Genomic DNA, 18,463 nt, shown 5'->3' on the forward strand with positions numbered 1-18,463 from the left:
TCAGCCAGCTACGGGGATAACGATACGGCCGCGGATCTTGCCGTCCATGAGACGGCTGGCCGCATCAATGGCATCATCGAAGGCGACTTCGGTGATCATGCTGTCGAGCAGCTCCGGGGACAGGTCTTCGGCCAGTCGTTTCCACGCGTATAGGCGGTCTGCTTTCGGGGCCATCACACTGTCGATACCACACAGAGTCACGCCACGCAGAATGAACGGGGCGACGGTGGACGGGAAATCCATACCGGCGGCCAGGCCGCAGGCGGCGACCACACCGTGGTATTTCATGCCGGCACAGACATTGGCCAGCACCTGGCCGCCAGCCACATCCACCGCGCCAGCCCAGGTTTCGCGGGCCAGAGGCTTACCCGGCTCGCTCAGTTCAGCGCGATCCAGTATCTGTTTTGCGCCCAGTGACTTCAGATAGGCTTCCTCTTCCTTCCTGCCGGTCACGGCAGTCACGGAGTAACCCAGCTTGGCCAGAATGGCGACCGCCACACTGCCAACACCACCGGTGGCGCCGGTCACCAGAATGTCGCCAGACTCCGGCTTCACGCCGTGCTTCTCCAGGGCGATGACACACAGCATGGCGGTGTAACCGGCCGTACCAATGGCCATGGCCTGACGAGCCGTGAACGGAGCCTGTAAGGGAATCAGCCAGTCGCCGGACAACCGGGCTTTCTGGGCCAGGCCGCCCCAGTGTTTCTCGCCCACACCCCAGCCGTTCAGGACCACTTCGTCTCCGGCCTTGAAGTCGGGATTGGACGATTCCGTCACCACACCGGCCAGATCGATGCCCGGCACCATCGGATAGGTCTTGGCAATGGGCGCACGACCGGTAATGGCCAGAGCGTCCTTGTAGTTCAGGGTGCTGTATGCCACATCCACAGTCACATCGCCTTCCGGTAACTGCGCTTCGTCTATGGACTTTAGGGACACCTGCTGGTCGCCCCGGCTGCCTTCGATCAGAATACCTTTGAACATATGCCCTCCTCGAATCAGGTGCCAAGGTAAACGCCGGAGCACCGGCACTCAGCCTCAGCCAGAAAACAATTTACGAAGTCGCCCTCACTGTAGCGTAAACGGCTGTAAAAATAGAGGAATAAAAAAGGCCCTGGGAAGGGCCTAAGGAGAGTGTAGAAAGATCCCGCGCTCCGCGAAGGAGCTACCTGACAAATGCCAGGCCAACAATGTGCACCGTCCCTGTGCGGTCACACGAAACGGGGCCCGTGTGGATGGGCCCCAACTGCCACTTGCAGATCAGAAGAACCCGAGCGGGTTGGTGTCGTAGCTGGTCAACATGCACTTGGTCTGCTGGTAATGTTCCAGCGCCATCTTGTGGGTTTCACGGCCAACACCGGACTTCTTGTAACCACCGAACGCGGCATGGGCCGGGTACGCGTGGTAACAGTTCATCCATACCCGACCGGCCTGAATGTTGCGGCCCATCCGGTAAGCAAGATTAGTGTCGCGGGTCCAGACGCCGGCACCCAGGCCAAACTCGGTGTCGTTGGCGATGGCCAAGGCTTCTTCCTCAGTCTTGAAGGTGGTGACACCCACCACCGGGCCGAAGATTTCTTCCTGGAACACACGCATCTTGTTGTCGCCCTTGAACAGGGTCGGCTGGATGTAGAAGCCGTTGTTGAATTCACCTTCCAGATGCTCACGGTCACCACCGGTCAGCACAACCGCGCCTTCCTGACGGCCAATCTCCATGTACGACATGATCTTGTCGAACTGTTCCTTGGACGCCTGGGCACCCACCTGAACGTCGGTATCCAGCGGGTTGCCACGCTTGATGGCCTTGGTGCGCTCAACCACTTTCTGCATAAATTCTTCGAACATGTCTTCCTGAACCAGCGCCCGTGACGGGCAGGTGCAGACTTCGCCCTGGTTGAAGAACGCCAGCACCAGACCTTCCACGCACTTGTCGATGAACTCCGGCTCAGCCTTCATCACGTCAGAGAAGTAAATGTTCGGTGACTTGCCACCCAGCTCAACAGTAGACGGGATAATGTTTTCCGCCGCGCACTTGAGGATGTGGGAGCCCACCGGGGTGGAGCCAGTAAAGGCGATCTTGGCAATGCGCTTGCTGGTGGCCAGAGCCTGGCCGGCTTCAATACCGTAGCCGTTAACAATGTTGAGCACGCCCGGCGGCAGCAGGTCGCCGATGATTTCCATCAGTACCAGAATGCTGGCAGGGGTCTGCTCGGCGGGCTTCAGCACCGTGCAGTTACCGGCCGCCAGGCACGGGCCCAGCTTCCAGGCCGCCATCAGCAGCGGGAAGTTCCAGGGGATAATCTGGCCAACCACACCCAGCGGCTCGTGGAAATGATAAGCCACGGTGTTGTGGTCGATTTCGCCCATATGGCCTTCCTGGGCACGCAGGCAGCCGGCGAAGTAACGGAAGTGGTCCGCCGCCAGGGGAATATCGGCGTTCAGGGTTTCGCGAACGGCCTTGCCGTTGTCCCAGGTTTCCGCCACCGCGAGCTTCTCGAGATTGGCTTCAATGCGGTCAGCAATTTTCAGCAGGATGTTGGAACGCTCGGTGGGAGACGTCTTGCCCCAGGCCGGCGCTGCTTTGTGGGCGGCGTCCAGCGCCAGCTCGATGTCTTCAGCGGTCGAGCGCGGGATCTCACAGAAAGCCTCGCCAGTGACCGGCGTTATGTTCTCAAAATACTGGCCCTTAACCGGCGCTACCCATTCACCGCCAATGTAGTTCTCATAGCGGGATTTAAAAGAAACAACGGAGCCGTCCTTTCCTGGTTGTGCGTAGATCATGATATCGACCTCTTTGTTGTGTTTGTCGCATGGCAACGCGGCCTTTCGCGTTTACTCATTCAATGTAGACCCCATGCCGGATTCCGTGAATGCGTCGTTGGGGGCGAAAAACTCGTTCCTTGGTAGTAGGCGACCCCGCACCAAAACAGGGCAGATGCACGATAGCGATTCACGCCGCTTCTGAACGCAAGCAAAACAACCAATAAAAACGGACAGTTAGGTTTTGGCACAAACTCTGCAATGATCTTTTCACGCAACGAGAAGTCGGTGATTGAAGCCACCATCGAAGCGCAACAATCTGACCAATGGTCAACTAGGGTTCCGGTCTGCCGGTTAGTCGCGCAGACGCCTGGTCCGAGAGTTGACGACCTTTTCCAAGGTTACACGGCGGGACAAAAGCCCGGGAGAATCGTTCAGTGACTGACGTCTCTCGTTTTTTGACACCCGACCCAGAAGGAAAAGGTTATGCTCGAAACAGCAGCCCCCCTCTACGATGATCTGATTCCCGGCGGATCCCACTGGTCATTCATCATGCGCCGAGGCCATGTGCTACGGCTGATTGACGAAACCGGCGGCGCCAACGTCGGCATGTTGATGTACAACCCCGAGAATCCCCTCGAGCGCTACAACATGCCGGATACCCTGAAAAACCAGCACACGTTTCTGCTCACCAAAGGCCATGTGCTGCTGTCCGATATGGGACGGGTATTTGCCTCCATCATTCGCGATGATCTGGGCTGGCACGACACCGTCAGTGGCACCTGCAACGCCGATCTGGTGGAACAGCGCTGGGGCAGAAAGACCTATCAGGAAGCCCACAACCATTATCACCGCAATGGCTTCACCAGCTTTCTGAACGAACTGGCCAAGTATGGCCTGGGCAAGAAAGATCTGACTGCCAACCTGAACTGGTTCAGCAAGGTAAAAACCGATGACGACGGCAACATGGCGTTTGTCAGCGACCACTCACACGCCGGCGCCACCGTCGATCTGCGCTTTGAGATGGATACCTTGGTGGTTTTGCACACCTGCCCGCACCCGATGAACCCTGCCACGGAGTATCCACGCAACCCGGTGCGCTATCAGCTGTTTAAAGCGGCTCCGGTGACGGATGCCGACCTGTGCAAGACCTCGTCGCCGGAGGCCACCCGCGCCTTCGCCAACAACGCTCTTTACCACCTGTTCCAGTAACGGAGGCCGGACATGATCAAGCAAAGTGCATTGACCCCAGACAACGCCGCCTTCCGCGAAACCGTCCCGGCAGGTGAGTATTTTCTGAAAGTGATAAAAGCTGGCGAAACCATCCGGATTCTCGATCTGGAAGGCAACCAGGCCGCAGACACCTTGTTCTACAACGCCCACAACCCCACCGAGCGCTACAGCGCCGTGGACACCATCCGCGAGCAGGGCAACGTTTACCTGACCGCCGGCTCGAAGCTGATGTCCTCTGAAAACAACGTGATGCTGGAAATCACCGCCGACACCTGCGGCCGTCACGACACCCTGGGCGGTGCCTGCGCGGCAGAGAGCAACACCACCCGTTATGCCCTTGAGAAGAAATGCATGCACGCCTGTCGCGACAGCTGGCTGGTGGCGGTCACCGAGCACGAGGAACTGGGCATGAGCAAGCGGGACATCACCCACAACATCAATTTTTTCATGAACGTACCGGTGACCGCCGACGGTGGCCTGACCTTTGCCGACGGCATTTCCGACGCCGGCAAATACATCGAACTGGAAGCCCGGATGGACGTGCTGGTGATGATCTCCAACTGCCCTCAGCTCAACAATCCCTGCAACGGCTGGAACCCGACGCCGATCGAGGTGCTGGTATGGAGCTGAACCGAACATTCAACAAGGTTCTGATTGCCAACCGGGGCGCCATCGCCTGCCGAGTGATCCGCACTCTGCGGGACATGGGCATGACCTCGGTGGCGGTCTACGCCGAGGCGGATGCGGATTCGCTGCACGTGCGCCAGGCCGATGAGGCCTATTCCCTGGGCGAGGGTCCCGCGGCAGCCACCTACCTGGATCAGGACAAACTGTTTTCGATCATCCGCGAGAGCGGAGCTGGAGCCATCCACCCCGGTTACGGTTTCCTCAGCGAGAACGCCGATTTTGCCCGGCGCTGCGATGCCGAGGGCGTGGTGTTTCTTGGCCCGACACCCGAGCAGATGGAACAGTTCGGCCTCAAACACACTGCCCGGGCGCTGGCCGAGAGCGCCGGCGTACCGCTGCTGCCCGGTACCGGACTGCTGACTGACCTGGAGGATGCCCTGCAGGCCGCCGAGACCATCGGCTACCCGGTCATGCTGAAAAGCACCGCTGGCGGGGGTGGCATCGGTATGTCCCGCTGCTATGGGCCGGAAGACCTGAGCAAAAGTTTCGAGTCGGTGCAGCGTCTGAGCCAGAACAATTTCAGCAACAGCGGCGTGTTCCTGGAGAAGTTTGTGGAACACGCCCGCCATGTTGAAGTGCAGCTGTTCGGTGACGGAGAGGGCCAGGTGCTGGCCCTGGGCGTGCGGGACTGTTCGGCCCAGCGACGCAACCAGAAAGTGATTGAGGAAGCCCCGGCACCAGGGCTGACCGACAATGTCCGCCTCCGCATGCACGCCACCGCCCGCCAGCTGGGCGAAAGCATCGGCTACCGTAGTGCCGGCACCGTCGAGTTTATCTACGACCCGGACACCACCGAGTTCTATTTCCTGGAAGTGAATACCCGCTTACAGGTGGAACACGGTGTTACCGAGCAAGTGTTTGGTGTTGACCTGGTGCGCTGGATGGTGGAACTGGGTGCCGGCACCCTGCCCGACCTGGCGACACTGGCCAGCGACCTGTCGCCGACCGGCCACGCCATTCAGGCCCGAATCTACGCCGAAGACCCCAACAAGGATTTCCAGCCCGGTGCAGGCCTGCTTACCAACGTAGCCTGGTCTGACGAAGATGGCCTGCGCATCGACACCTGGATTCAGCCAGGTACAGAAGTGTCGCCGCTTTACGACCCCATGCTCGCCAAAGTGATCGTACACGAGCCAGATCGCGAATCGGCCCGCCAGGCACTGATGCGCGCCCTGGACGATAGCCAGCTGTACGGCATTGAGACCAACCTGAAGTACGTTCGCCAGGTGCTGGACGATCCGCGCTTTGCCGAAGGCCGCCTGTTCACCCGCACCCTCAACGAATTCGAATACCGCCCAGCCACGGTGGATGTGCTCAGCGGTGGCACCCTGACCACCATTCAGGATTACCCCGGCCGCATCGGCTACTGGGAAATCGGCGTGCCGCCGTCCGGCCCGTTTGACAGCTATTCGTTCCGCCTCGGTAACCGCCTGCTGGGCAACCCGGAAGGAGCCCCCGGGCTTGAAGTTACCCTCAAGGGCCCCGTGCTTACATTCAATCGTGCCACCCAGATTGCCCTCACGGGGGCGCCGATGGACGCCACGCTCAACGATGAGCCGGTTGAGTTCTGGCAGGTGATTGATGTGCCCGCCGGCGCCACTCTGAAACTGGGTGCCACCACCGCCGACGGCGCACGGGCCTATGTTCTATTCCGCGGCGGGCTGGATTGCCCGCAATACCTGACCTCCTGCAGTACCTTTACCCTGGGTCAGTTTGGAGGCCACTGCGGCCGGGCACTGCGGGCTGGCGATGTGTTGGCACTGGCAGACGCTGAACCCACCAGACCGATCACCCTGCCCGCCGACCTGAAACCGACCATTGGCAAGACCTGGAAGCTACACGTTACCTTTGGCCCCCACGGAGCTCCAGACTATTTCACCGGTCAGGACATCGACACCTTCTTCGCCAGCGAGTGGGAAATTCACTACAACTCCAGCCGCACCGGGGTGCGCCTGATTGGCCCGAAACCGGAATGGGCGCGCAGCGACGGCGGCGAGGCCGGCATGCACCCCTCCAACATTCACGATAACGCCTACGCCGTAGGCACCGTGGATTTCACCGGTGATATGCCGGTGATTCTGGGGCCCGATGGCCCGAGCCTGGGCGGCTTTGTCTGCCCGGCAACGGTGATCAGCGCCGACCTCTGGAAATTGGGCCAGCTCAAAGCCGGCGACAAGGTGCGGTTTGTGCCGGTGAGCCAGGATCAGGCGGTAGCCCTGCGAGAAGCCCTGGACGAATCGGTCGTCACACTGACTGCCGCCACCGCCCGCATCACCCCCATCAAACCAATCACTCCGATTCTGGACTCGCTGAGCACCAACGAACACGAAACCGGCGTGGTTTACCGGGCCGCCGGCGACAACTATGTGCTGGTGGAATACGGCCCGATGGAACTGGACATCCGCCTACGGTTCCGAGCCCACGCGTTGATGCTCTGGCTGCGCGAACAGAATCACGACGCCATTCTGGAACTGACCCCCGGCATCCGTTCCCTGCAGGTGCATTACGACAGCCAGACACTGAACCAGCGCACACTGCTGGACCTGCTCATCCGCGCCGAAAAGGAGCTGGAAAAACAACCGGAGTGGGACGTGCCGGCGCGAATTGTGCACCTGCCCCTTTCCTGGGATGACGAGGCCTGCCAGACGGCCATCGCCAAGTACATGCAGTCAGTTCGCAAGGATGCGCCCTGGTGCCCGAGCAACCTGGAATTCATTCGCCGCATCAATGGTCTGGACAGCATCAACGAGGTCAAGAAGACCGTATTCGACGCCAGCTACCTGGTGATGGGCCTGGGCGACGTTTACCTGGGTGCGCCGGTGGCCACGCCCCTTGATCCGCGCCATCGACTGGTGACCACCAAGTACAACCCGGCCCGTACCTGGACCGCAGAGAACTCCGTCGGTATCGGCGGGGCCTACCTGTGCATCTACGGCATGGAAGGCCCCGGCGGCTACCAGTTTGTCGGCCGCACCCTACAGATGTGGAACCGATACCGCACCACAGACTTTTTCGAGGAAGGCAAACCCTGGCTGCTCCGCTTCTTTGACCAGGTGCGTTTCTATGAGGTCAGTGCCGAGGAACTTCAGCAAATCCGGAAAGACTTCCCCAACGGGGATTATCCGATCCGGGTCGAGCACACCCGCTTCAACCTGAAGGACTACGAGCAGTTCCTCGCAGACAACCACGACGAGATCCAGACCTTCACCGATCAGCGCAAACAGGCCTTTGACGAGGAACTGCAACGCTGGATCGAATCCGGCCAGATCAACTTCAGCTCCGAGGCGCCCATCGAGGAAACCGGGGAAGACGACATCGCCAATCTGCCAGTTGGCCATCACGCCGTGGAGAGCCACATCGCGGGCAATGTCTGGGAGTGTCTGGTCAAACCGGGAGACATGATTGCGGCACAACGCCCAGTGGCGGTGGTGGAGTCCATGAAGATGGAGATTGAACTGCTGAGCCCGATTGCCGGCAAGGTCATTGAAGTGCGGCGAGAGCCGGGCCAGGCGGTCGCCCCGGGAACCCCCGTGGTGATCGTGGAAGAAATCACCGAGTAATCAGGAAACGTGACAAACCGACATAATTTCGAACCCGAAAACACGGGCATGACCCGAGGAGAGACACCATGAAAACACGTACTTTCACAAAACGTCTTGCGGCCGGTCTGATGACCGCCTCCCTGTCTATGGGTGCCCTGGCCCAGGAAAAGGATTCCTTCAGCATCGCCTGGACCATCTACGCCGGCTGGGTGCCCTGGCAGTACGCCGAAGACTTCGGAATCATGAAGAAGTGGGCAGACAAGTACGATATCGAGGTGGATATCGTGCAGGTGAACGACTACATCGAGTCCATCAACCAGTTCACCGCCGGTCAGTTTGATGCCGTGGTAGCCACCAGTATGGATGGCCTGTCGATTCCTGCCGCGTCGGGCATCGATACCACCGCACTGATTGTGGGCGACTATTCCAACGCCAATGACGGCCTGGTGTCCAAGGACGCCAAAAGCATCGAGGAGTTGAAGGGCGAAACGGTGCACCTGGTGGAGTTGTCGGTGTCCCATTACCTGCTGGTGCGAGCTCTGGATACGGTCGGGCTGGAGGAGCGTGACATTCGGGTGGTGAATATCTCGGATGCCGATCTGGTGTCGGCCTTCCAGACCAACGATGTGCGCCATGTGGCTACCTGGAACCCGCTGCTGACCGAGGTGGCCAATTATCCCGGCGCCACGCCGTTATTCGATTCCAGCCAGATTCCGGGGCACATCAAGGATCTGACGTTGGTAAACACCAAGACCCTGGAGGATAACCCGAAGCTGGGCAAGGCGATGGTAGGTGCCTGGTATGAGACTATGAGCATTCTGGCGTCTGACTCTGAGCAAGGTCAGGAGGCACGGGCGTTTCTGGGCGAGATTTCCGGGACCGATCAGGCCGGTTACGAGGCGCAACTGGCGGGTATGAAGATGTTCTGGAAGCCGGAGAATTCGGTTGAGTTTATTCGCAGTGGCGAGGCCCGGGAGGCGATGGATAGCGTTCGTGAGTTCTCGTTTGATAAGGGCTTGCTGGGCCAGGGGGCGATGAGTCCGGATTTTGTCGGCATCGAGTTTCCGGATGGTTCGATTATGGGCGACTCCAGCAATGTGAAGTTGCGGTTTAACGACAGCTACATGCAGATGGCGGCGGATGGCGAGATCTGAATCCGTCATTGCTTGCCTTAAAAGGCAGCCGAGGGCACGATTACTCGTGCCCTTTTTTGTTGGCTTTCGAGTAGGGTTGGTGTCGGTTGGGCTCTCCAAAACACGCTCCTTCGGCACATCCATGTGACGCTTGGGCTCCGCCATCCCTGGCTCCGCACAGTTTTGGAGAGCCCAACCGACACCACCCCTAAACTTCCGAGTAAGCCGGAGAGAAAAACCACACATGCGTCGTACCAAGGAAGATGCGGAGAAAACCCGCCAAACCGTTCTCGAAGCCGCACTCACCCTGTTCAGCCGGGACGGTTACTCCCTGACAACCCTGAGCCGTATCGCCAAGGAAGCCGGTTGCAGTCGCGGGCCGATTTACTGGCATTTTCAGAACAAGGACGACCTGTACGAGGCGGTGCTGGGCTATTCCCAGGAACCGCTCGAGGTGCTGGTTGCCGAGTGTGCGGCGATGCGGGATACGCCGATTGAGGCAATGGACCGGTTTATCGAGCAATGGCTGAGCCTGTTGGCCAACAACCGGCAGTATCGGCAGTCGTTTGAGATTCTGTTGAACAAGACCGAGCTGACCGATGCCATGAGCCGCACGCTTAAACGTGAGCGGGCGTTGACCAAGTCGATTGTCGGGTTGTTTCAGGATCTGGTCGGGCGGGCCATTGAGGATGGGATGATCTCGACGCAGGAGGATCCGAAGGATCTGGGCTTGCTGTGTTACACCTATCTGATGGGGATTACCCAGACCTGGCTGTTCGCGCCCAAGTTGTTTTCCCTGAAAAAAGAAATGCCGTTTTTCCAACGGCAGTTCTGGACTCTACTGGGAAGGAAATCTCAGTAAAGCATTGTGAGATTGGCGCTGCAGCAGCAGGCAATACCTGCGTAGCGATGGTGAGTGGGTAGCCTGTCAGGGCCTGTCGAAAACAGGGATGTTTTCGTCAAGCGTACACGGACGTATTCACAGCGTGTCCCTGACAGGCTACCCACTTGCCAGCGCGGGCGCCTGTCTCAAACCATGAGGTAGTATTCAGAACATTTTCAGGTAACGCTTCACCTCCCACTCAGACACGTGGTTCTGGTAGCTCTCCCACTCCCCTTTCTTGTAGTCGACAAAGCTCTTGAACATCGCCCCACCAAATACTTCTTTGGCCAAAGGATCTGCTTCGAAAGCTTCCACCGCCTCACCCAGATTCCGGGGCAGGTACTCGATGCCCTGTTCGGCAATTTCGGCATCACTGTAGTTGTACATGTTTTCGTGGTGCGGGGCGCCGGCGTCCAGGCCCTCGCGAATGCCCTCCAGGCCAGCGGCCAGGATCAAGGCACTGCCAAGATAGGGGTTGCAGGCAATGTCCGCTGCGCGGCATTCGATACGGCCACCCACACCCGGGATTCGAACCATGTTGGTGCGGTTGTTTGAGCCATAGCACATGAACACCGGTGCCCAGGTGGAGCCAGACATGCTGCCCTGGCGCACCAGGCGCTTGTAGCTGTTAACCGTGGGGGCGATGACCGCGCTGATGGCTGCGCCGTGTTTCAGCACGCCGGCGATGAAGTGATAGGCGATCCTGCTGATGCCGCAACCGTGCAGGTCGTCACCGTTCGGCTCGAACAGGTTCTCGCCGGTTTTGATGTCCGCCAGCGACATGTTGTAGTGGGCACCGCTGCCGGTGCGGTCGGCAAACGGCTTGGGCATGAAGCTGGCGAAGGCGCCGTGTTTGCGGGCGATTTCGTTGGCCATCATGCGGAAGAATACCAGCCGGTCTGCCATGGTCAGGCCGTCGGCGTATTTGAAGTCGGTCTCGAACTGGCCATTGGCGTCTTCATGGTCGAAGGAATACACGTCCCAGCCCAACTCGTTCATGGCCTCCACCAGTTCGTCCATGATGGTGAAGTTGTCCATCAGGGTGCGCGGGTCGTAACAGGGTTTGCCCAGGGTGTCGCGGTCGCTGAGCGGGGCGAAACCACCATCTTCAGTGTCCTTGAACAGGAAAAACTCGGTTTCGATACCCAGATTGAAGCGGTAGCCCATGTCGGCCGCCTCCTCCAGCTGCCGGCGGAAGATGTTGCGGGAGCAGGCTTCAAACGGTTTGCCGTTCAGGTACAGGTTGCCGGGAAACCACGCCAGCAGGCGGTTCCAGGGGCAGATGGCGACGCCACTGGCGTCTGGCATGGCGGCCACTTCGTCGTCGGAGATGTCCTGGGGCACGCCGTCCAGGGCGGCGCCGGTATACAGCTCCGAGCCTTCCATCATCTGGCCGAGGTGGGCCACCGGCACGAACTTGCCCTTGGTAATGCCATGGATATCCACGTAACTGGCGATGGCGTATTTCACGCCGGCGTCGGTGAGTTGCTGCTGCAGGGCCCGGGTGTTGGTCAGGTCAGTCATCTTGATTCCTCTTTTGCCCGTTAACACGAGCGTTTGTTGAGTGTTCTGGCACGTTTCTTTCTACATTTCCACCATTCAACATACATGCCAGCGTGTATATATAGATCTGAAAAGGTTGTATTCGAGACCTGGCAACAACACCAGACAGGGAACCAAAATGACTGAAAACCAATGGGTTAAAGAAGAGTTTGAGGCTGGCGATCTGCCGCTTTCCGGTGGCGAAACTCTGTATTCAGCCCGCCTGCACTACCATCAGATCGGCCAACTGAATGCACCAAGAGACAACCTGATCCTGTTGCCCACGTACTATGGTGGTGCAGCTGAGGGCAATCATCCCTGGGTGGCGCCAGGCAGCCCCCTTGATCCCGGCAAATACTGCATTGTGATCCCCGCCCTACTCGGTGCCGGTGAATCATCTTCCCCCTCCAACACGCCAGGGCTGCAGGCCGGCGCCGGCTTCCCGGCCATCAGCCTGTACGACAATGTAATGCTGCAGAAACGCCTGGTAGACGAGGTGTTCGGCGGCGCCAGCCTGGCCCTGGTGATGGGCTGGTCCATGGGGGGCATGCAGGCACTGCAATGGGGTTGCCTGTTTCCGGAGCAGGTCCGCGCCGTGCTTGCCACCTGCTGTACCGCCCGCTGTTACCCGCACAACCGGGTATTTCTGGAGGGCGTAAAAGCCGCGCTGACGTGCGATCAGAGGTTTCGTGAGGGCCATTATCAACAGCCGCCAGAACGAGGTCTCCGGGCCTTTGGCCGGGTCTATGCCGGCTGGGCATATTCCCAGGCTTTTTTTCGCCACGAGCGCTGGCGTGAGTTGGGGTTCGAATCCATTGAAGCATTGCTGCACTGCTGGGAGGAGGACCACCTGGCGCAAGATGCCAATAACCTGCTGTCGGTTCTCAACACCTGGCAGCAGGGCGATATCAGCGATAACCCGGTGTTTCAGGGCGATTACAGATTGGCACTTGGTGCCCTGACCATGCCGACACAACTCATGCCGAGCAGCACCGACCTATACTTCACACAGGAAGATGCTACGCAGGATGCCCGGCAGATGCCCGGGGCCGGGCTTGAGGTACTCGATTCCGAGTGGGGCCACATTGCCGGTGGCGCGGGGCGTGAAACCAGAAGCCAGCAGGTGATTCTAGCGGCCGCCTCGGGCTTGCTCTCAAGCCAGGCACCGTAGTGGTGCGCCATGTCTCGCCACGCACCGGGACAGCGCAGCTTGGCTGCTCTAACCGCGCCGGATCACAACGGGGGCAAGGCATTTCCGGATCTGGCATGCCATCTGCAAAGGTAAGACAGGGAACGCTAGCTTGCATGATGCACGAGCAACCGTTTCTACAACCCAGTCCGTTCACAGCAACACCGCAACACGTGCGGCGACACAACGAAGACCAATGGGTGACTAGGGTTCCGGTCCTGGCTGTTTTCAGCAACAGCCAGGATGGCTGGTCCGAGAGTTACCGACCTCTGGGAGGTTACACGGCGGGACAAAAGCCCGGGAGACCGAATCGCAAGGGGTGCCAACCCGCGATCACCTTGCCGTGCTGTGTGACCAGAGGAGACTAATTATGCGATTGATCAACCGCCACCCCGGGCGTTTTTCAGCCATCCTGCTGGGATTACTGCCGTTTTTGTTGATCATGCTGATCTACAGCCTGGCCTCCCAGCAGCGCCTGGCCGACAACCCCAACGATAAGCTCCTGCCCGGCCTTGAACAGATGACGGCCGCAGTTGACCGCATGGCCTTTCAAGAGGATCGGCGCAGTGGCAATTACCTGATGTGGGAGGATACCGCCGCCAGCCTTAAACGGCTGGGCATGGGTGTGGGCATTGCTGCGTCACTGGCGCTGGTGGTGGGCTTGTTGAACGGCATTCTACCGCTGGTGCGGGCCAACTTTGCGCCGCTGGTTTCAGCACTGTCCATGGTGCCACCGCTGGCGATACTGCCCATCCTGTTTATCGTGTTTGGCCTCGGCGAGCTGTCCAAAGTGATGCTGATTGTCATCGGCACAGCGCCGGTCATGATGCGGGATGTCGCACAAAGAGTCCGGGAACTGCCGGGCGAACAGCTGATCAAGATCCAGACCCTGGGTGCCAATTCCTGGCAGGTGATCACCCGCATGGCCCTGCCCCAGACACTGCCCCGCCTGATCGATTCGGTTCGGCTCAGCCTGGGGCCTGCCTGGCTGTTCCTGATTGCAGCTGAAGCCATCGCTTCAACCGAAGGCCTTGGTTATCGGATCTTCCTGGTGCGGCGCTACCTGGCCATGGATGTCATCCTGCCCTACGTTATCTGGATCACCATCCTTGCCATCGTCATCGACCAACTACTGCGCCTTGCCAATCGCAAATTATTCCCGTGGTACAACGCCGGAGGCCACTGATGAGCTTTATTACTGTCAACAATCTCTGGAAAGAGTACGGTGACCAGGTGGTTCTGGAGAACCTCAACCTGTCCGTCAAACAGGGTGAATTCTGCACGCTGGTGGGGGCTTCCGGATGCGGAAAATCCACTTTCCTGAAAATGCTGCTGGGGCAGGAAACCCAGACCCGTGGCGAACTGCTGCTTGATGGTGCCGCCTTTCCAGCCGAACCCGATCGTAACCGTGGCATTGTATTTCAGCGCTACTCGGTTTTCCCCCATCTGACCGTTCGACAGAACGTACTGATGGGACTGGAACTGGAGCAGAAGCCGTTACTCGGCAGGCTGTTCGGCAGCGCCCGCAAGGAAGCATTGGCGCGGGTAGACGCCATGCTGGAGTCGGTCGGCCTGAGCCCGTCGGCCAACAAGTGGCCCCATGAGCTTTCCGGTGGTATGCAACAGCGCCTGGCCATTGCCCAGTCCCTGATCATGAGGCCCCGCGTGCTTCTGCTGGACGAACCTTTTGGCGCACTGGACCCTGGCATTCGCAGCGACATGCATAACCTGCTGCTTAAGCTATGGCAGGAAACGGGCACCACCATCTTCATGGTGACCCACGATCTCAAGGAAGGCTTCTATTTGGGCACTCGGTTACTGGTCTTCGACAAAACCCGACACGACCCACATAGCCCCAGCGCCTATGGCGCCACCATCACCTATGACTTGCCGATCGGCAAAACCGACCGGGCGGTACTTGAGGATATTGACCACTCTGTGGCAAGAACCGCGCGCTATCAGGCGGCCTGAATCAAAAAGGGCTGCCCGGAGGCAGCCCAAAGGTCGATCGACAACTTACTTGGCAGCCACCCGGTCTTTCGGCAGCTTGAAGGTCCAGACCATACCGCCCTGGTTGAAGTCTTTGACCACCCTGGCCACTTCACCGCCCCACAGCGGCACCGCACCACCCCAACCGGAGGCAACGGAGACGAATTGCTCGCCGTCCATTTCCCAGGTTACCGGGGTACCAACCACGCCGGAGCCGGTGTTGAACTTCCAGAGTTCTTTGCCGGTTTTGGCGTCAAAGGCCTTCAGGAAACCTTCCGGTGTGCCGGTGAACACCAGACCGCCAGCGGTCGTCATTACGCCACCCCAGAGCGGAGCCGGGTTATTCTGGCGCCAGACTTCTTTGCCGGTTTTCGGGTCCATGGCCCGCAGAACGCCGATAAAGTCGTCGTTAGCCGGCTTGATGGTGAAACCTGCACCCAGATAGGCAGCGCCTTTCTTGTAGGACACCGGCTCGTTCCAGATGTCCATGGACCACTCGTTGGAGGGCACATAGAACAGTTCGGTATCCGGGCTGTAAGCCATCGGCATCCAGTTCTTGCCGCCCAGGAAGGCCGGGAAGGCGACAACGGTTTCACCCTTCTCCCCATCCAGGTCCGCCGGGTTACCCGGGCGACCGCCTTCTTTCAGGATCGGGCGACCGGTTTTCGGGTCCAGGCCGGTTGCCCAACTGATGGTGTCGACAAACGGGAAACCGCGAATGAACGAGCCATCTTCACGGTTGAGCACGTAGAAGAAACCATTACGGTCCGCCGTGGCAGCAGCTTTGATGGTTTTTCCTTTTTCTTTCAGATCAAAGGAAATCAGCTCATTGACACCATCGTAATCCCAGCCATCATTCGGGGTAGTCTGGAAATGCCACTTGATGCTGCCGTCGTTCGGATCGATCGCAACCCGGGACGCGGAGTACAGGTTATCCCCAGGGCGCAGGTGCGAATTCCAGGGCGCCGGGTTACCAGTACCGAAGAACAGGGTATCGGTTTCCGGATCGTAGGTGCCGCCCAGCCAGGTTGCCGCGCCGCCGGTCTTCCACATGTCACCAGGCCAGGTCTTGCCGGCCTCGCCACCGGAAATACCGTTCTCGATCTTCTTGCCGTCCTTGTAGACATAGCCCATGTGGCCTTCAACCGTCGGGCGGGTCCACACTAGGTCACCGGTGTTGGCGTCGTAGGCTTCTACCTTGCCCACAATACCGAATTCACCACCAGACACGCCGGTAATCAACTTGCCGTTGACCACGATGGGTGCGGCTGTGATGGCGTAGCCCTCCTGATAATCGGCAACCTTTTTAATCCAGACCACCTTACCGGTGTCTTTATTGAGCGCGACCAGCTTGGCATCCAGAGTACCGAAGTAAACCTTGTCACCATAAATGGCAGCGCCCCGGTTGATCACGTCACAGCAGGGCATAATGCCATCGGGCAGGCGGGCGTCGTACTGCCACAATTCCTGACCTGTCCGGGCGTCTACTGCCCACATGCGGGAGTAGGAACCGGTCACGTACATCACGCCGTCTTTGATCAGCGGCTGCGATTCCTGGCCACGCTGCTTCTCTCCACCGAAGGAGAACGCCCACGCTGGCTGGAGATATTTAACGTTTTTGGTGTTCAGGGTTTTCATAGGGCTGTAGCGCTGACCCTGATAGCCCATGCCGTAGGTAACGACACTGTCGATGCTTTGATGGTCGTTCAGCAGGTCTTGGTCGGTGACCGCGTGGGCCCCGAAGGAAACAGCTAATGCCAGGGCACTGGCCGCAAAGGTCTTGCCGATCGCGATTGATCTCATGGTTGCGTTCTCCAATTCTCTTGTTTTCAGATTCGATGGCGAACCGGGAACTTTTCCCGCCTCTCTACCCATTCTTGTTGGCCTCCGCATTTGCAACAATTAACCCCACGCACAGGTTTTCTCATCACTTGGTAGTAAGACTCCGCCAGAAACGAAAAAGCCCGCACTGGGGCGGGCTGGATTCGGTCCACAAAGGCTACTCGGCTTCTTCCGGCCCGAGAATCGCGTCATAGTATCCGGGGCGGCTAAAGGAGAGCCCATGCCGCTGATACAGCTGGGCCACTTCGCCATTGCGGATCATTCGGTCCACAGCGCCTTCAACGGCGTATCCTAGGGCACGATGGGTGTGCCGTATGGCGATGCCGACATCCCAAACCGGTTTACTGATACCAGGAAAGCCGTTGCTGGCCTTTTTGAAGGGACGGTCCGGATAAGACTTCAGACAGTGTTCCAGCTCCGCGCGCATGCCCATGACGGCGCTTACCTCACCGCTTGCCATCGCCTCGAACGCCTTGGCGACGCTCATGTAGTGATGCACCTGATCACGCATGCGACCGCCAAACGAAGAGGTCATGTAAGTAGCCGGCAGGGTGTCGATCTCCACACCGATCGGGTGGTACTGGAATTTGGCGACGGTATTGATTTCATCCAGCTTGTCGGCATCGAACACAATCTGCCAACGCTCCTGCTGATAAGGCGCCACAAACACCACCTGCTCATTGATCATCTCGCCGGTTGAGTCGCGCATGTACTTGAACACACTGTCGTAGGGCACTCGCATCATGATGTCGGCCACACGTGTTTTGGACAGGTAATGGCCTTTCCAGATGTGGTTGCGAAGATCGTCCCCCAGGTTTTCATCCGGAATGATCCAGTAGGGCCGGAATTCCACACCCAGTGCCTCGGCGATCTGACGACCGAGATCCGCATCCACGCCTTTCACCTCACCATTTTCCTCGTAGGAGTAGGGCGGAAAGTCCTTATACATGCCGACGTTCAGAAAACCCGAATCCTGGATAATATCCAGGGTGCGATCCGGAATGAGCAGGCGCGGCTGTTGGCCATGCGCCACCGCCGCCAGCATCGCAAACACCACAAGCAATACACGAAACGCAGCTTTCATCACTCACCCTCCTGACGAGAAATCGTTTCCAAACCGGATTATTCCGGCTTGGGCAGCGACTCAACGTAGGTGCGAATGGCCCAGATCGCGGTTTGATCCAGATTGTCCTTGAAGGAGGGCATACCGCGGCCGGTGCCGTTGGTGACTCGGCCAATGAAGTATTCGTCGTCCCACTCTTCCAGTTCACGCAGGTCCGGCGTCAGGCCACCAGACATGGCCTCGATACCGTGGCACACAGCGCAGTTACCGGCATAGCCACTGCGACCGATTTTGATGGCTTCTTCGTTGAGTGAGCCGTGTTCGTTGCCCTCACGGAACGGATTTTCAGCTCGTAGCTCCTTGCCCAGGTCAGGCAAGGCACCGGTATCAACCGGTTGCGGTGTCACATCCCCGTGAGACCAGGCGGAGAAAGCGCCAACAGACAAAGTGGCAGCGAGCAGGGTTCGAGTGAAAACGTGTGTCAGCATGGTTAGACCACCTCTTGTTTTGAATCACGATGGCTGGCGCTGTTTTTGTGTGACGTCAACCAGCAGCTTTCCACAAGTATGGTGAGGCCGCGCTAGCGATAGAATGCCACTT

The 18,463-nt window shown here is 58.8% G+C and carries 14 protein-coding genes and 2 riboswitches; of the genes, 8 read left to right on the forward strand and 6 right to left on the reverse strand.

The features are described 5' to 3' along the window. Positions 1 to 984, reverse strand: a complete 984-nt coding sequence (gene acuI / locus C7H10_RS03940; RefSeq protein WP_106693834.1) for an acrylyl-CoA reductase (NADPH) — start codon at positions 982 to 984, stop codon at positions 1 to 3. 276 nt (positions 985 to 1,260) lie between these two features. Beyond that, on the reverse strand, positions 1,261 to 2,781 hold the full coding sequence (gene exaC / locus C7H10_RS03945; protein ID WP_044389289.1) for an acetaldehyde dehydrogenase ExaC: 1,521 nt from the start codon (positions 2,779 to 2,781) through the stop codon (positions 1,261 to 1,263). 302 nt (positions 2,782 to 3,083) lie between these two features. Beyond that, positions 3,084 to 3,190: riboswitch (guanidine-I (ykkC/yxkD leader) on the forward strand. 56 nt (positions 3,191 to 3,246) lie between these two features. Between exaC and C7H10_RS03950 the strand changes: the two genes are divergently transcribed. The 5 genes from C7H10_RS03950 (at position 3,247) to C7H10_RS03970 (ending at position 10,217) form a co-directional block, all read left to right on the forward strand. Next, positions 3,247 to 3,972, forward strand: a complete 726-nt coding sequence (locus C7H10_RS03950; protein WP_106693835.1) for an urea amidolyase associated protein UAAP1 — start codon at positions 3,247 to 3,249, stop codon at positions 3,970 to 3,972. Positions 3,973 to 3,984: 12 nt separating this feature from the next. Next, the gene (locus tag C7H10_RS03955; protein WP_061330676.1) at positions 3,985 to 4,623 is read left to right on the forward strand and encodes an urea amidolyase associated protein UAAP2; all 639 of its coding nucleotides are present in this window, start codon (positions 3,985 to 3,987) and stop codon (positions 4,621 to 4,623) included. After that, on the forward strand, positions 4,614 to 8,240 hold the full coding sequence (uca, locus tag C7H10_RS03960; protein WP_106693836.1) for an urea carboxylase: 3,627 nt from the start codon (positions 4,614 to 4,616) through the stop codon (positions 8,238 to 8,240). Before C7H10_RS03955 ends, uca begins: the two co-directional genes overlap by 10 nt. 68 nt (positions 8,241 to 8,308) lie before the next feature. After that, positions 8,309 to 9,376 (forward strand): putative urea ABC transporter substrate-binding protein, encoded by a 1,068-nt coding sequence (locus tag C7H10_RS03965; RefSeq protein ID WP_106693837.1) that lies wholly within the window; start codon positions 8,309 to 8,311, stop codon positions 9,374 to 9,376. Positions 9,377 to 9,599: 223 nt separating this feature from the next. Beyond that, on the forward strand, positions 9,600 to 10,217 hold the full coding sequence (locus tag C7H10_RS03970; RefSeq protein WP_106693838.1) for a TetR family transcriptional regulator: 618 nt from the start codon (positions 9,600 to 9,602) through the stop codon (positions 10,215 to 10,217). 186 nt (positions 10,218 to 10,403) lie between these two features. On the opposite strand, the gene glnT is transcribed toward C7H10_RS03970, so the two are convergent. Beyond that, the gene (gene glnT / locus C7H10_RS03975; RefSeq protein WP_106693839.1) at positions 10,404 to 11,762 is read right to left on the reverse strand and encodes a type III glutamate--ammonia ligase; all 1,359 of its coding nucleotides are present in this window, start codon (positions 11,760 to 11,762) and stop codon (positions 10,404 to 10,406) included. 157 nt (positions 11,763 to 11,919) lie between these two features. Here glnT and C7H10_RS03980 point away from each other — a divergent pair, with 157 nt between their 5' ends. From C7H10_RS03980 to C7H10_RS03990, 3 genes are all read left to right on the forward strand, one after another. Further along, the gene (locus C7H10_RS03980; RefSeq protein WP_106693840.1) at positions 11,920 to 12,951 is read left to right on the forward strand and encodes an alpha/beta fold hydrolase; all 1,032 of its coding nucleotides are present in this window, start codon (positions 11,920 to 11,922) and stop codon (positions 12,949 to 12,951) included. Between the two features lie 211 nt (positions 12,952 to 13,162). Next, a riboswitch (guanidine-I (ykkC/yxkD leader) is annotated at positions 13,163 to 13,275 on the forward strand. 64 nt (positions 13,276 to 13,339) lie between these two features. Beyond that, a complete protein-coding gene (locus C7H10_RS03985) occupies positions 13,340 to 14,155 on the forward strand; it encodes an ABC transporter permease (RefSeq protein WP_106693841.1) in 816 nt (271 codons plus the stop codon). Next, positions 14,155 to 14,940, forward strand: a complete 786-nt coding sequence (locus C7H10_RS03990) for an ABC transporter ATP-binding protein (RefSeq protein ID WP_106693842.1) — start codon at positions 14,155 to 14,157, stop codon at positions 14,938 to 14,940. Before C7H10_RS03985 ends, C7H10_RS03990 begins: the two co-directional genes overlap by 1 nt. A gap of 45 nt (positions 14,941 to 14,985) precedes the next feature. Here C7H10_RS03990 and C7H10_RS03995 read toward each other — a convergent pair whose 3' ends face one another. From C7H10_RS03995 to pedF, 3 genes are all read right to left on the reverse strand, one after another. Next, a complete protein-coding gene (locus C7H10_RS03995; protein ID WP_106693843.1) occupies positions 14,986 to 16,761 on the reverse strand; it encodes a PQQ-dependent methanol/ethanol family dehydrogenase in 1,776 nt (591 codons plus the stop codon). A 196-nt stretch (positions 16,762 to 16,957) separates the two neighbouring features. Then, positions 16,958 to 17,884, reverse strand: a complete 927-nt coding sequence (locus tag C7H10_RS04000) for a substrate-binding periplasmic protein (protein ID WP_106693844.1) — start codon at positions 17,882 to 17,884, stop codon at positions 16,958 to 16,960. Positions 17,885 to 17,922: 38 nt separating this feature from the next. Further along, on the reverse strand, positions 17,923 to 18,351 hold the full coding sequence (gene pedF / locus C7H10_RS04005; RefSeq protein WP_106693845.1) for a cytochrome c-550 PedF: 429 nt from the start codon (positions 18,349 to 18,351) through the stop codon (positions 17,923 to 17,925). Positions 18,352 to 18,463: the final 112 nt, after the last annotated feature.

This window comes from Marinobacter shengliensis (assembly GCF_003007715.1).
GTDB classification, from domain to species: Bacteria; Pseudomonadota; Gammaproteobacteria; order Pseudomonadales; family Oleiphilaceae; genus Marinobacter; species Marinobacter shengliensis.

Coding starts and splice junctions, on each gene's coding strand:
- C7H10_RS03980 (WP_106693840.1), top strand. CDS start 11,920: ATGACTGAAAACCAATGGGTTAAAGAAGAGTTTGAGGCTGGCGATCTG.
- C7H10_RS03955 (WP_061330676.1), top strand. CDS start 3,985: ATGATCAAGCAAAGTGCATTGACCCCAGACAACGCCGCCTTCCGCGAA.
- C7H10_RS03985 (WP_106693841.1), top strand. CDS start 13,340: ATGCGATTGATCAACCGCCACCCCGGGCGTTTTTCAGCCATCCTGCTG.
- acuI (WP_106693834.1), bottom strand. CDS start 984: ATGTTCAAAGGTATTCTGATCGAAGGCAGCCGGGGCGACCAGCAGGTG.
- C7H10_RS03965 (WP_106693837.1), top strand. CDS start 8,309: ATGAAAACACGTACTTTCACAAAACGTCTTGCGGCCGGTCTGATGACC.
- pedF (WP_106693845.1), bottom strand. CDS start 18,351: ATGCTGACACACGTTTTCACTCGAACCCTGCTCGCTGCCACTTTGTCT.
- C7H10_RS03990 (WP_106693842.1), top strand. CDS start 14,155: ATGAGCTTTATTACTGTCAACAATCTCTGGAAAGAGTACGGTGACCAG.
- C7H10_RS03995 (WP_106693843.1), bottom strand. CDS start 16,761: ATGAGATCAATCGCGATCGGCAAGACCTTTGCGGCCAGTGCCCTGGCA.
- C7H10_RS03970 (WP_106693838.1), top strand. CDS start 9,600: ATGCGTCGTACCAAGGAAGATGCGGAGAAAACCCGCCAAACCGTTCTC.
- exaC (WP_044389289.1), bottom strand. CDS start 2,781: ATGATCTACGCACAACCAGGAAAGGACGGCTCCGTTGTTTCTTTTAAA.
- C7H10_RS04000 (WP_106693844.1), bottom strand. CDS start 17,884: ATGAAAGCTGCGTTTCGTGTATTGCTTGTGGTGTTTGCGATGCTGGCG.
- C7H10_RS03950 (WP_106693835.1), top strand. CDS start 3,247: ATGCTCGAAACAGCAGCCCCCCTCTACGATGATCTGATTCCCGGCGGA.
- glnT (WP_106693839.1), bottom strand. CDS start 11,762: ATGACTGACCTGACCAACACCCGGGCCCTGCAGCAGCAACTCACCGAC.
- uca (WP_106693836.1), top strand. CDS start 4,614: ATGGAGCTGAACCGAACATTCAACAAGGTTCTGATTGCCAACCGGGGC.